At 69.0% G+C, this 12,799-nt stretch carries 12 protein-coding genes; 11 read left to right on the top strand and 1 reads right to left on the bottom strand.

Translation table 11 applies throughout. The annotated features are described in order from the left end of the window. Window positions 1-7: 7 nt before the first annotated feature. Window positions 8-1,165, top strand: coding sequence for an FAD-dependent oxidoreductase (locus tag OG494_RS15545; RefSeq protein WP_328456260.1), 1,158 nt, complete (start codon window positions 8-10; stop codon window positions 1,163-1,165). A 72-nt stretch (window positions 1,166-1,237) separates the two neighbouring features. Here OG494_RS15545 and OG494_RS15540 read toward each other — a convergent pair whose 3' ends face one another. Then, window positions 1,238-3,019: a sigma-54-dependent Fis family transcriptional regulator gene (locus tag OG494_RS15540; RefSeq protein WP_328458947.1), complete on the bottom strand. Its 1,782-nt coding sequence runs from the start codon at window positions 3,017-3,019 to the stop codon at window positions 1,238-1,240. A 200-nt stretch (window positions 3,020-3,219) separates the two neighbouring features. Here OG494_RS15540 and OG494_RS15535 point away from each other — a divergent pair, with 200 nt between their 5' ends. The 10 genes from OG494_RS15535 (at window position 3,220) to OG494_RS15490 (ending at window position 12,765) form a co-directional block, all read left to right on the top strand. Continuing rightward, window positions 3,220-3,468: a hypothetical protein gene (locus tag OG494_RS15535; protein ID WP_328456258.1), complete on the top strand. Its 249-nt coding sequence runs from the start codon at window positions 3,220-3,222 to the stop codon at window positions 3,466-3,468. A 143-nt stretch (window positions 3,469-3,611) separates the two neighbouring features. Then, the gene (locus tag OG494_RS15530; protein ID WP_328456256.1) at window positions 3,612-5,264 is read left to right on the top strand and encodes a methane monooxygenase; all 1,653 of its coding nucleotides are present in this window, start codon (window positions 3,612-3,614) and stop codon (window positions 5,262-5,264) included. An 81-nt stretch (window positions 5,265-5,345) separates the two neighbouring features. Then, window positions 5,346-6,389 carry an NADH:ubiquinone reductase (Na(+)-transporting) subunit F gene (locus tag OG494_RS15525; RefSeq protein ID WP_328456254.1) on the top strand — a complete coding sequence of 348 codons (1,044 nt, stop codon included), beginning with the start codon at window positions 5,346-5,348 and terminating at the stop codon, window positions 6,387-6,389. Between the two features lie 18 nt (window positions 6,390-6,407). After that, window positions 6,408-7,577: a toluene hydroxylase gene (locus OG494_RS15520; RefSeq protein WP_328456252.1), complete on the top strand. Its 1,170-nt coding sequence runs from the start codon at window positions 6,408-6,410 to the stop codon at window positions 7,575-7,577. Beyond that, window positions 7,574-7,948 carry a propane 2-monooxygenase effector subunit MimD gene (gene mimD / locus OG494_RS15515; RefSeq protein WP_328456250.1) on the top strand — a complete coding sequence of 125 codons (375 nt, stop codon included), beginning with the start codon at window positions 7,574-7,576 and terminating at the stop codon, window positions 7,946-7,948. Before OG494_RS15520 ends, mimD begins: the two co-directional genes overlap by 4 nt. Before the next feature lie 48 nt (window positions 7,949-7,996). Then, window positions 7,997-9,034, top strand: a complete 1,038-nt coding sequence (locus OG494_RS15510; protein ID WP_328456248.1) for an amidohydrolase family protein — start codon at window positions 7,997-7,999, stop codon at window positions 9,032-9,034. Further along, entirely contained in the window at window positions 9,031-9,747 is a 717-nt protein-coding gene (locus OG494_RS15505; protein ID WP_328456246.1) for an iron-sulfur cluster assembly protein, read from the top strand. The genes OG494_RS15510 and OG494_RS15505 overlap by 4 nt, the downstream gene beginning before the upstream one ends. Further along, the gene (locus OG494_RS15500; protein ID WP_328456244.1) at window positions 9,744-10,769 is read left to right on the top strand and encodes an NAD(P)-dependent alcohol dehydrogenase; all 1,026 of its coding nucleotides are present in this window, start codon (window positions 9,744-9,746) and stop codon (window positions 10,767-10,769) included. Before OG494_RS15505 ends, OG494_RS15500 begins: the two co-directional genes overlap by 4 nt. An 11-nt stretch (window positions 10,770-10,780) precedes the next feature. Next, window positions 10,781-12,472 (top strand): chaperonin GroEL, encoded by a 1,692-nt coding sequence (gene groL / locus OG494_RS15495; protein ID WP_328456242.1) that lies wholly within the window; start codon window positions 10,781-10,783, stop codon window positions 12,470-12,472. Between the two features lie 104 nt (window positions 12,473-12,576). Beyond that, complete coding sequence (locus tag OG494_RS15490) at window positions 12,577-12,765, top strand: hypothetical protein (protein ID WP_328456240.1); 189 nt, start codon at window positions 12,577-12,579, stop codon at window positions 12,763-12,765. Window positions 12,766-12,799 lie beyond the last annotated feature (34 nt).

Below are 12,799 nucleotides of genomic sequence, written 5' to 3'. Positions count from 1 at the left end.
GCCCGCCATGAACCTGCCCGCCCGCACCGATGTGCTGATCGCCGGAGCCGGCCCCGCCGGCCTCGCCGCCGCGATCGCGCTGGCCGAGGCCGGCGTCGACTACGTGCTGCTGGACCGCCAGGCCGAGGGCGCGAACACGTCCCGGGCCTGCGTGATCCACGCCCGGACACTAGAGGTGCTCGCCGAGCTGGGCGTCACCGAGCGGCTGAAGGAGCTGGGCGTCGTGGTCCCGACGTTCACGGTCCGCGACGGCGCCACGGTGCTCGCGAAGGTGCCGTTCGGCGGGCTGCCCACCGCGTACCCGTACACGCTGATGGTGCCGCAGGACGTGACCGAAGCGGTGCTGCTGGCGCGGCTGCGCGAGGCCGGCGGCGACGTCCACCGGCCGTACGAGGTCACCGCGGTCGCGGGCGACGACACCGGTGTCACGGTGACGGTCGCCGGTGGCGAGACGATCCGGGCGCGGTACGTCATCGGCGCCGACGGCATGCACAGCGTGGTGCGCGAGCAGGCCGGGATCGGGTTCAGCGGTGCCAGCTACCCCGAGTCGTTCGTGCTCGCCGACGTCCGGATGAGCTGGCCCCTCGACCGCGAGGAGGTCAGCCTGCACCTGTCACCGGAGGGGGTGACGGTGGTCGCCCCGCTGCCCGGGGCCGACGACCACTACCGGGTGGTCGCGACCGTCGCCTCCGCTGCCGAGAAGCCGGGCGTCGGGGACATCCAGTCCATTGTGGACAAGCGCGGGCCGGAGGGTGCGCGGTCGCGGGTGACCGAGGTGCTGTGGAGCTCGCGGTTCCGGGTGCACCACCGGGTGGCCGACCACTACCGCGCGGGCCGGATCCTGCTGGCCGGCGACGCGGCCCACGTGCACAGCCCGGCCGGTGGCCAGGGCATGAACACGGGCATCCAGGACGCCGTGGCGCTGGGCGGTTTGCTGGCCCGGGTGCTCGCCGGCGAACCGGACGCGCTCCTGGACACCTACGAGACGACCCGCCGCCCGGTGGCCACCGGCGTGGTCGCCTTCACGGACCGCATGACCCGCATGGCCACGCTCCGCCCCCGCCCGGCGCGTCTGCTGCGCAACACGGTGCTCAAGCTGGCCTTCGGCCTGCCCCCGGTCCGCTCGAAGATGGCTTATCAGCTGGCCGAGCTGGCGGCCCGCTGACCCGCTCCGCCCGGCCGTGTCGGCCACTCCGGCCAACACGGCGCCCGGAACGGGCAGCACGGCGGACTTGGCTCAGCGGGTCGGGGGGACGATCCCGTACTCGTGGATCTTCCGGTAAATCGTCGCCCGGGAGATCCCGAGCAGTTTCGCCGCGCGGACTTTGTTGCCGTCCGCGTCCTCCAGACACCGCACGATCGCGTCGCGCTCGATGGACTCGAAGCGGTTCAACGGCCTGCGCGTCACCGCGTGGAACTCGGCCGGGAGGTCACCCGGGCGGATGGTGCCCGCGCGGCGGCGCTGGGCCACCGTGCGCAGCACCTGGTACAGCTGGCCCGTGTTGCCCGGCCACTCCGCCCGCATCAGCAGGTGCAACGCGGCCGCCGAGCAGGTCAGGCGGCCGCCGTAGCCGAGTTTGCTCAGGACCAGGGGGACCAGCTCCGCCAGGTCCTCGACGTGGTGGCGCAACGGGGGCACGCGCACCGTGCGCGGGAAGAACTTCAGCAGCTCCGCGAGCGCCGGCTTGGTCTCGGCGCCCGGGGCGAGCGTCGCCACCACCCACGGGGCGTCGTCGCGCTCGCGCAGTTCGCGCAGGGCTCCCGCCAACGCCGTCGCGGCGAGCACCGACAGCCGGTCGGCGTGGCGGATCACCAGCGTGCGGACCGGCGTCTGGGCGTGCTCGCGCAGCAGCGCGGCTGTCCAGTCCGGGCCGGTCGCGACCGCCGCGTCCACCGTGAGCAAGCGGGACGCCGGGTGGTGGCGCTGGTGCAGGCCCTTGGCCAGGGTCAGTTTGCCCGTACCGGGCTCGCCTTCCAGCGCGACCCATTCGCCGCGCTCGTGGCCGGCGTCGAGTTCGTGGCCGCAGCGCAGCCACAGAGGCGCCGAGCCGACGACGCCCGGCAGGTACATCGGCAGCATCGGGATCGACGCGGCCAGCGTCTCCTCGGCTTCGATCAGCTTCACCGACAGCACGCCGCCCGCGGTGTCGGTCTCGCGCTGGCCCGGGACGCGGCGGCAGTACACGCGCACGCGCAAGCCGCTCGACAACGCGAGCATCGCCGACGTCCGCTCGCCGTCGGCCAGGGCCTCGGTGGCGTACCCCAGCAGCAGCGACTGGTCGGCCGGGTCGAGCAGCTGCCGCGCCCGGTCGTTCATCATCACGATGTCCTCGTTGAACGCCAGCACGATGCCCGTCCAGCGGCGGCACGTCTGCAGGTAGGCCTGGAAGAGGATCATCTCCCGCAGGTCGCTGTGGCGCAGCAGGGCCTGGCGGATCTGCTCGGCGGTCGAGCGGGCCAGCGCGATGAGCAGGCCGCCCGCGTCCTTGTACCAGCAGGTCAGGTCGACGGCGCCGATCTTCTTGCCGGAGAGCGGGTGGTGGATCGGGACGCCGGCGCAGGCGAGGTTCTCGAGGTGCTCGGCGTAGTGCTCGTGGCCGAACACGGTGGTCGCGCGGCCGTCCTCCAGCGCGGTGCCGATCCCGTTGGTGCCGACGGACTGCTCGCCGTAGCTGAACCCGGGCACCAGCTCGACGCGTTCCAGGTGCCGCCGCAGATCGGCGTCGCCGGTCCGCTGCGTCAGCACGACGCCGTTGGCGTCGGTGAGGATCAGGCTGATCGGCTGCCCGTCGAACTGCTCGGTGAGCTTGCCCAGGACGGGCTCGGCGCCGCGCATCAGGGGGATGTCGAGGTTCTGGTCGCCGAGGTAGAGCGGGTCGATCCGGTCGGCTTCGACCTGGAACTCCCGCGACCGGCGCCAGGAGGCGAGGATCGTCTGCCGGACGGTGCCGGCCGGGACCTGTTCGGCGGTGAGGAACCGCACCCGCGTCCGGGCGAGCTCGTCGTCGGCGAGCAGCATGCCGGGCACCTTGTCGTCCACGTGACCTCCTGAATCCCGCGGCCCACGTGGGTGCGGGCACACCCGTTGTGCCGCCCGTCCAGCCTAAGCGCGTTAGGCCTTTCACGGTGTCTCAAATTGAGACGCTCCGGCCTGCCCGGCGGCGGTGCGATGAACGGGCCGGGGACCTCGTGTCCGCCCATCCACCAGGAGGTGCGCCAGTGGCCGCCGATTCCGGGGAGACCTACAACCCGTGGACGATCGTGAACCTGGTTTTCACGCATCTGGCCGAACAGGGCCTGCACCCCGTGTTCGGCGGTGAGGGCCACCCCGGCGATCCGGCGGCGGCCCTGCTGCGCGCGCTCGGCATCACGCCGACCGTCGAGGGAGACGCGCGCGTGCGGAACGGTGTCCAAAACGAGCTCGCCGCACTGCGGGCCCGGATGTTCAGCGAGCGTGAAGAGCCCTGAGCAGCGGGTTCTGTCTCAGATTGAGACCCGCGTCACCTCGGGCCGCCCCTTGAATGGTGGACGCAGGACGTGCGCCCCGACACCCGGCCGGGATCCGAGTCGCTCGGCCGCCGTAGGCAGGAGCCACGGATAAGGAGTGATCTATGAGCCGCCAGAGTGTGGCGAAAGCCCACCAAAAGATCCAGGAACTGTCGTGGGAACCGGCGTACCACACCCCGGTTTCGCACTACGGGACCGACTACACCTTCCAGAAGGCCAAGAAGAAGGACCCGCTGAAGCAGGTCCTCCGTTCGTACTTCCCGATGCAGGAAGAAAAGGACCACCGGGTCTACGGTGCCGAAGACGGCGCGATCCGCGGCAACATGTTCCGCCAGGTGCAGGAACGCTGGCTGGAGTGGCAGAAGCTGTTCCTGAGCATCATCCCGCTGCCGGAGATCTCCGCGGCCCGGGCGATGCCGCTGCTGTTCCGCACGGTCCCCAACCCGGAACTGCACAACGGCCAGGCGATCCAGATGATCGACGAGGTCCGGCACTCGACGATCCAGCAGAACCTCAAGCGCCTGTACATGCAGAACTACATCGACCCGGCGGGCTTCAACTCGAGCCTGCGCAACTTCCAGAACGACTACTGCGGCACCATCGGCCGTCAGTTCGCCGAAGGTTTCATCACCGGTGACGCGATCACCGCGGCCAGCATCTACCTGACCATCGTGGCGGAGACGGCGTTCACCAACACGCTGTTCGTCGCGATGCCGGCCGAAGCCGCCGCCAACGGCGACTACCTGCTGCCGACGGTGTTCCACTCGGTGCAGTCGGACGAGTCCCGGCACATCAGCAACGGGTACGCGACGCTGCTGATGGCGTTGTCGGACGAGAGCAACCACCAGCTGCTCGAGCGCGACCTGCGCTACGCGTGGTGGAACAACCACGCCGTCGTCGACGCCGCGATCGGCACGTTCATCGAATACGGCACGAAGGACCGCCGCAAGGACCGGGAAAGCTACGCGGAGATGTGGCGTCGCTGGATCTACGACGACTACTACCGCAGCTACCTCGTCCCGCTCGAGAAGTACGGCTTGGTCATCCCGCACGACCTCATCGAGGAGGCGTGGAACCGGATCTGGAACAAGGGCTACGTCCACGAGGTCGCGCAGTTCTTCGCCACCGGGTGGCTCGCCAACTACTGGCGCATCGACCCGATGACCGACGAAGACTTCGAGTGGTTCGAGTACAAGTACCCCGGGTGGTACGACAAGTACGGCGCGTGGTGGGAGAACTACAGCCGGCTCGCGACGCCGAACGGGCACCACCCGATCGTCGCCGAGGACGTGAACTACGTCTACCCGCACCGCTGCTGGACGTGCATGGTGCCGTGCCTCATCCGCGAGGACATGGTCACGGACAAGGTCGACGACCAGTGGCGCACCTACTGCTCGGAGACGTGCCGCTGGACCGACGCCGAGGCGTTCCGGCCCACCTACCAGGGCCGCAACACCCCGAACATGGGCAAGCTGGTTGGCGCGCGTGAGTGGGAGACGCTCTACCACGGCTGGAACTGGGCCGACGTCGTCACCGACATGGGCTTCGTGCGCGACGACGGCAAGACCATGGTCGCGCAGCCGCACCTCGACCTCGATCCCAAGAAGATGTGGACGCTCGACCACCTGCGCCGGATGCCCGAGGTGCAGTCGCCGAACGTGCTGCTCAACCAGATGAACGACGAGGAACGGGCCGCCTTCCAGGCCGACTACAACCGCCAGGGCCCGGCCGGGCGCCCGGCACCGCAGAAAGCCTGACGCGCGACCACCGGTCGTGAGTGTTTAGGGCGGTTCTAACCGCCCTAAACACTCACGACCCCGCACCGAGACGGGGCTGGCATGTCAGAGAAACACCGCGTGCGGTTCGAGCCCGTCGGGATCGAGATCGACGTCGCCGAGGAGCAGACGATCCTGCGCGCCGCCGCCGAGCAGGGCGTGATGCTCATGCACGGCTGCAAGGAAGGGCAGTGCGCGGCCTGCAAGTCGTTCATCCTCGACGGCGAGGACGTCGAACACGACAAGTACTCGACCTTCGCGTTGCCCGACTACGAAAAGGAGGAAGGGTTCACCCTGCTGTGCCGGGCCCACGCCTATGAGGACCTCACGATCGAGCTGCTCAACTACGACGAGGAGATGATCCAGTCGGGGCTGCCGATCCAGGAGGCGGAAGTCGAGGTCGTGTCGAACGACAACGTCACCCACGACCTGCGCCACCTCGTCGTCAAGCTGACCGATCCCGAGCAGGCGCTGAAGTTCTTCCCGGGCCAGTACCTGGACTTCGCGATCCCGGACACCGAGGAGTCCCGGTCGTTCTCGATGGCCAACACCTCGGCGCGCGACGGGCTGCTCGAGTTCGTCATCAAGATCTACCCCGACGGGCTGTTCTCCACGTTCCTGGACACGCGCGTCGCGGTGGGTGACCGGCTGCGGATCACCGGCCCGTTCGGGGTGTTCACGTTGCGGGACAACCCGAGCGCGGACCTGGTCTTCGTCGGCGGCGGAGCCGGGATGGCGCCGATCCTGTCGTTGCTGCGGACCATGGCCGAACGCGGTATCGAGCGGAAGGCGACCTACTTCTACGGCGCGCGCCGCCGGCAGGACCTCTGCTTCGACGCCGAACTGCGGGAGCTGCAGGAGAAACTCCCGGACTTCCGGTACGTGCCGGCGCTTTCGGAGCCGGGTGACGACGACTGGGACGGCGAAACCGGCTTCGTCACCGACGTCCTGCGCGCGGCCGGCCTCGACCTGAAGGGCGCCGACGCCTACGTCTGCGGCCCGCCGCCGATGGTCGAAGCCGCGCTGGAACTACTGCCCGCGCTCGGCGTCGCCGACAAGCGCGTCTTCTACGACAAGTTCACCACCACGGGCGAATCCGACGCCTGACACCCGAGGACGGATCCCATGACAGCCACTTCCGAACGCAGTGTGCCGAAGCCGACGTTCACCGACGCCGAGGCGGGCGCCAAGGTCTTCCCGGACTCCAGTGCCCGTCAGTACAACTACTTCACCCCGGCCAAGCGCAAGCAGAGCCACTACGAAGACGTCACCGTCGAGGTCCAGCCCGACCCGCGGCACTACCTGTCGCAGGGCTGGCTCTACGCTTTCGCCGACGGCAAGGCGGGCTACCCGCTGGAGTGGACCGCGATGAAGGCGTGGGGGTCCGACCGCCCGGTGCCCGTGCGCAGCCCCGGCTCCGGCGGCAAGGGCTACGACTGGCCGGCCCACGGCTGGCACGAGTTCCGCGACCCCAACGAGGAGTGGGAGCTCACCCTCTACCGGTACAACGCGAACGTCGTGCGCCAGCTCAACCAGAACATCGACGCGGCGCGCCAGGCCAAGGCGTTCGAGCAGTGGAACCCCAACTGGGTCGACTTCGTCGCCAAGCACGTCGGCGCGTGGATGCACGTCGACCACGGCCTCGGCCTGTACCTCTACGCCAACGCCAACCGCCGCGCCCCGACCAACATGCACAACAACGCGATCTCGGTGAACAGCATGCACCGGATCCGCGCGGCGCAGGACCTGGCGCTGTACACGCTGACGCTCACCGAAGAGGTCCCCGGTTTCGACGGCGGCGCGCACCTGGCGACGTGGAACGAGGACCCGGCCTGGCAGGGCGTGCGGGAGACCGCCGAGCAGCTGACCGGGATCTGGGACTGGTGCGAGGCGATCTTCGCCTCGAACATCGTCTTCGAGCCGCTCGTGGGCGAGCTGTTCCGCAGCAACCTCGTGCAGCAGGCCGCGCCGGCGAACGGCGACTTCGTCACCCCGACGCTGATCGGGGCCGAGGAGTTCGACTTCTCCGAGCGCGACCTCCGCTACACCAAGGCGATGTTCGACCTGCTGATCAACGACAAGGAGTTCGGCGACCAGAACAAGGCGCTGGCGCAGAAGTGGCTCGAGGACTGGGTCCCGCGGTGCATCTCCGCCGCGCGCGCCCTGCAGCCTCTCTGGTCGCAGCCCGACGCGAAGCCGATCCGGTTCGAGGACGGCCTCGACCGCGTCAAGAGCCGGTTCGCCGGAATCCTGTCCGATTTGGGTCTCAAAGCACCGGAGGAGCTGGGCCAGTGACCGTCTTCAAAACCTCGGAAAGCCCGTACAAGGTCAACAACACGGCCTCGAACATGTGCGGCTTCACCCTGATGAACAACCAGGTCGGCGCGATCATCGCGGAAGTCATGTCCGCCAAGGACAACGTGACCGTGACGCCGTTGCCCTCGATGATCCGCGTCGACGCGAAGGGCCGGACCGACCTGATCTACGCCGAGGTCGACGAGGCCGCCGGCGAGGAAGAAGGCTGGTTCAACGCGGCCGAGTTCGAGGAGAGCATGTCCACCCACTACGGGCGGATGATCCACGAGGACGACCGCACGATCATGTTCGCCAACCCCGAGGACGCGGCCGAGTACCTCGACTTCGACCTCAAAGTGATCAACAAGTAATCCGCAAAACCCGCTAGGAAGCACTCGATCCGCTCAGGAGGGTCACCCGTGTACGAAAAAGATGGCGAAAAGTATTTCGTAGTTGACGCCCACACCCATTTCTGGGACGCCAGCCCGGACAACTGGGTCAAGGGGCAGGAGGAATACGCCAAGGGGTGGATCGAGTGCTTCCACGCCTACCAGGGCCTCGGCCCGAAGGAGACGCACTGGCCGATCGACCGCTTCCAGAAGTACTCCGAAGAGCTGATGATGCACGACCTGTTCGAGGTCGGGCACGTCGACACGGCCATCTTCCAGCCGACGAACCTGCGGCAGTGGTACACGAACGGGTTCAACACCACCGAGGCCGACGGCGCGATGGCCGAACGGCACCCGGGCAAGTTCCTCGTCAACACGACCTTCGACCCGCGTGAAGGCGACGAAGGCATAAAGGCGTTCGAGGAACGGGTCAAGCGCTACGGCTGCAAGGGCGTCAAGCTCTACACGGCCGAGTGGCGCGGTGACTCCCGCGGCTGGAGCCTCAAGGACCCGGAAGCGGCGAAGTACCTCGAGAAGTGCGAAGAACTGGGCGTCAAGAACGTCCACATCCACAAGGGCCCGACGATCTGGCCGCTCGACAAGGACGCCTTCGACGTGTCCGATGTGGACCACGTGGCGACCAACTTCCAGGGCCTCAACTTCATCGTCGAGCACGTCGGCCTGCCGCGCATCGAGGACTTCTGCTTCATGGCCACCCAGGAGCGCAACGTCTACGCGGGGCTCGCCGTCGTCATCGGCGGCCTGATGCACGCCCGGCCGAAGTTCTTCGCGAAGGTCATGGGCGAGCTGATGTTCTGGATCGGCGAGGACAAGCTGATCTTCGGCGCGGACTACGCCATCTGGGAACCGAAGTGGCAGGTCGAGGGCTTCGTCGACTGGAACATGCCGCCCGACGACGAACTGTCCGACTTCGCGCCGCTGACGATCGACCAGAAGCGGAAGATCCTCGGCCTGAACGCCGCCCGGCTCTACGGCATCGACGTGCCGGAGGAGCTGCGGATCAAGGACCCGGAGAACGTCGAGCCCGTCGGCGTGCCGAACTCATGACGGCACTCGACGATCGGGGTGTGCGGGCCGGCCACGCGCAGGTGTGGTCGGCCCTGGGCACCGTCCGGGATCCCGAGCTGGACGAACCCCTCACCGATCTCGGCTTCGTGGCCCGCTGCGAGGTGAGCGCGGCGGGTCAGGCCGTCATCCGGCTGCGGCTGCCGACCTACTTCTGCGCGCCCAACTTCGCGTTCCTGATGGTCGCGGACGCCTACGACGCCGTCGCCGGGGTGGCGGGCCTGACCGGGCTCGACATCCGGCTCGACGACCACTTCGCCTCCGACGTCATCAACCGCGGGGTGGCGGCCCGGCAGGGGTTCGTCGCGTCGTTCGAGGGCGAGGCCGTCGACGAGCTCGACACGCTGCGCTACGACTTCGTGCGCAAGGCCGTGCTGGCCGGCACCGACCGGGTCTGCCGGACCCTGTCGGGCACCGGGCTCGACCCGGCGGCCCTCACGCTCGGTGAAGTCCCGGCGAGCCCGGACCTCGACCGGCTGCGGGCCCGCCGCCGCGAGCTCGGCCTGCCCGCCGGCGACGGCGACCCGTTGCTGCTCGACCCGGCGACCGGGCAGCCGGTCGCGCCCGGCGAGGCGAAACGGCACCTCGCCTTCGCCCGGTTGACCCGCACGAGCATGGAGGCCAACTCCGGCGTGTGCCGCGGCATGCTGCGTGCCCGGTACTCGCTCACCGCAGAAGAGGAGGGCACGGGATGAAGGCCGTGCGGCTGCAGAAGTACCACCGGCAACCGGTAATCGAAGAGGTGCCGGAGCCGCGCGCCACCGGGCCCTTCGACGTCGTGGTGAAGATCGGCGGCGCCGGCGTGTGCCGCACCGACCTCCACATCATCGAAGAGCAGTGGGCCGAGAAGTCCGGCGTCGCCCTGCCTTACACGATCGGCCACGAGAACGCCGGCTGGGTGCACGAGGTCGGCCCGGCGGTGTCCAATGTGGAGGTCGGCGACACCGTCATCCTGCACCCGACGCCGACGTGCGGGCTGTGCCACGCCTGCCGCGCGGGTGACGACATGCACTGTCCCAACGGGAGCTTCCCGGGCATCGACAGCGACGGCGGCATGGCCGAGTACCTGCTGACGTCGGCGCGGGCGTGCATCAAGCTCGACCCGGCGACCCGGCCCTCGGACGTCGCGGCGCTGGCCGACGCGGGCATCACCGCCTACCACGCGGTGCGCAAGGCCGTCCCGCTGCTGTACCCGGGCACCACCTGCGTCGTCAACGGCGCCGGCGGCCTCGGGCACATCGGCATCCAGTCGCTGAAGGCGCTGACCGCGACCCGCGTGGTCGTGGTCGACCGCAACGCCGACGCGCTGGAGCTGGCGGCCACCCTGGGCGCCGACGAAACGGTCCTGGGCGACGGCAAACAGGTCGAGGCGGTGCTCGACCTGACCGGCGGCAACGGCGCCGAGGTCGTGCTCGACTTCGTCGCCGAGCAGGGTGCCCAGCAGGACGCGTTCGCGATGACCCGGCGTGCCGGGTCGCACTTCGTGATCGGCTACGGCAGCAACATCGACATCCCGACCATCGACATCATCTCCACCGAGCGCAGCGTCATCGGCAACCTGGTCGGCACGTACAACGACCTCGTGGAGCTGATGGTGCTCGCCCAGGCCGGGAAGGTCACCCTCCACACGAAGAAGTACCCGCTGGACGCGGCTCTCGACGCACTGGCCGACCTCGATGCCGGACGCGTGCGCGGTCGGGCCATCCTCACACCCTAGGAGCAGGAAACATGGCGAAGGAACTTCGGTTCGGCTCGGACGCCCGCGACCTGCTTCTGGCGGGCGTCGACAAGCTGGCGGAAGCGGTCAAGTCCACCCTCGGGCCCAAGGGCCGCAACGTGATCATCGAGAAGATCACCGGTTCGCCGGTGGTCACCAACGACGGCGTCACCATCGCCCGCGAGATCCACCTCAAGAACCAGTTCGAGAACATGGGCGCGCAGCTGGTCAAGGAAGCGGCGATCAAGACCAACGACGTCGTCGGCGACGGCACCACCACGGCCACCGTGCTCGCCCAGGCCATCGTCCACGAAGGCATGCGGGCGATCACCGCCGGCGGCAACCCGGTGCTCGTCAAGCGCGGCATCGACCACGCCGTCGGGCTGCTGGTGGCGTACCTGGAGAAGCAGGCGCACCCGGTGGTGTCCGAAGCGGACTACGCGCGGGTCGCGGCGATCTCGGCGAACGACGACGACACGGTCGGCGCCGTCATCGCGAAGGCCCTGCACACCGTCGGCGACGGCGGGGTGGTGACCGTCGAAGAGTCGCCGATGATCGGGATGAGCGTCGACTTCGTCGAGGGCTTCGAGTTCGACAACGGCTACCTCTCGCCGTACCTGGTCACCGACCCGGGCCGGCTGGAAGCGGTGCTCGACGACCCCTACATCCTGATGTCGGCGGAGAAGATCACCAAGGTGCAGCAGCTGATGCCGTTGCTGGACAAGGTGATGCGGGCCCCGCGGCCACTGGTGATCATCGCCGAGTCGATCGAGGGCACGGCGCTGTCGATGCTGGTGCACAACCACGTGAACGGCACGTTCCAGTCGGTGGCCGTCCGCGCGCCGGGGTTCGGCGACCGGCGGCTGCACAAGCTGGAGGACCTCGCCGCGATCGTCGGCGGCGCGGTGCTCTCGCGGACGTCCGGCTTCAGCATGGAGACGATGACGCTGGAGCACCTCGGCCGGGCCAAGCAGGTCCGGGTCACCGCGAACAACACCACGATCGTCGGCGGTGGCGGTACCTCCGACGCCGTAGCGTTCCGGGTCGGGCAGCTGCGGGCGGAGCTGGAGCGCGCGCAGTTCGGCATCGACGAGGACGTGCTGACCGAGCGGATCGGCGCGCTGACCGGCAAGGTCGCGGTCGTGCGCGTCGGGGCGGCGACCCCGGCCGAGCTCAAGGAGCTGCAGCACCGGGTCGAGGACGCGCTGTCCGCGACCCGGGCGGCGATGGCCGAGGGCATCGTGGCCGGCGGGGGAGCGGCGCTCCTGCACGCCGAGAAGGCCCTGGAAGGCCTGGGGCTGGAAGGTGACCAGGCGATCGGGGTCGAGATCGTCCGGCGGGCGCTGGCGGAACCGGCGTTCCTCATCGCCCACAACGCCGGGCACCCGGCGCACGAGATCGTCGCGCGCACCCGGGAGCTCGGCTCGGACGAGGGTTTCGACGCCTTGAACGACCAGTTCGGCGACATGATCGCCCTGGGCGTCGTCGACCCGCTTCGGGTGTGCCGCTCGGCGATCCAGAACGGCGCTTCGGTGGCCGGGCTGCTGCTGACGACGAACTCGCTGATCGCCGAGGAACAGACGCCGTGGGGCGGTAGCGCGGCGCTGATGACCGAGTTCGGCCCGCTGGACGAGGGCCTGCACCAGCCCTCGCCCGACGCCAGCACGCCGCAGTCGCTCGGGATGGGCCCCTCCGTCGGCTGATCTCGGGCCCGCGGAGTGCGGGGGTCTCCCCACCGGTGTCCTGAGCACCGGTGGGGGACCTTCGCGGCGTGCAGGGTGCGCCCGGTGCTGTCACCCTGGTGATCATGACGCACTACACGCTCGTCCAGACCCTCGCGACGGTCCAGGACTTCGAGGCCAAGGGCTTCCTCGGCACGGTCGGCAAGATCGCCGCGGCGACGGTCATCTTCTTCATCGTGATCGGCCTGATCGTGGGCTTGCTGCTGGGTTTCTTCATCGGCCGTTCGGTGGGCCGCAGGCAGGGCCCGCGCTGACACCGTGTCGTCCATCCAGGTACGCGTGTCGTCC

Source organism: Amycolatopsis sp. NBC_00438, from assembly GCF_036026695.1.
Taxonomy (GTDB): Bacteria; Actinomycetota; Actinomycetes; order Mycobacteriales; family Pseudonocardiaceae; genus Amycolatopsis.
Note: the sequence above shows the minus strand (reverse complement) of the source record. Positions and strands in the feature narration are given on the sequence as shown.

Bases quoted from the DNA above. Each gene is read 5' to 3' on its own strand.
- OG494_RS15525 (WP_328456254.1), top strand. From the start codon at position 5,346: ATGTCAGAGAAACACCGCGTGCGGTTCGAGCCCGTCGGGATCGAGATC.
- OG494_RS15530 (WP_328456256.1), top strand. From the start codon at position 3,612: ATGAGCCGCCAGAGTGTGGCGAAAGCCCACCAAAAGATCCAGGAACTG.
- OG494_RS15540 (WP_328458947.1), bottom strand. From the start codon at position 3,019: ATGCTGCTCGCCGACGACGAGCTCGCCCGGACGCGGGTGCGGTTCCTC.
- OG494_RS15490 (WP_328456240.1), top strand. From the start codon at position 12,577: ATGACGCACTACACGCTCGTCCAGACCCTCGCGACGGTCCAGGACTTC.
- groL (WP_328456242.1), top strand. From the start codon at position 10,781: ATGGCGAAGGAACTTCGGTTCGGCTCGGACGCCCGCGACCTGCTTCTG.
- OG494_RS15500 (WP_328456244.1), top strand. From the start codon at position 9,744: ATGAAGGCCGTGCGGCTGCAGAAGTACCACCGGCAACCGGTAATCGAA.
- OG494_RS15520 (WP_328456252.1), top strand. From the start codon at position 6,408: ATGACAGCCACTTCCGAACGCAGTGTGCCGAAGCCGACGTTCACCGAC.
- OG494_RS15545 (WP_328456260.1), top strand. From the start codon at position 8: ATGAACCTGCCCGCCCGCACCGATGTGCTGATCGCCGGAGCCGGCCCC.
- OG494_RS15505 (WP_328456246.1), top strand. From the start codon at position 9,031: ATGACGGCACTCGACGATCGGGGTGTGCGGGCCGGCCACGCGCAGGTG.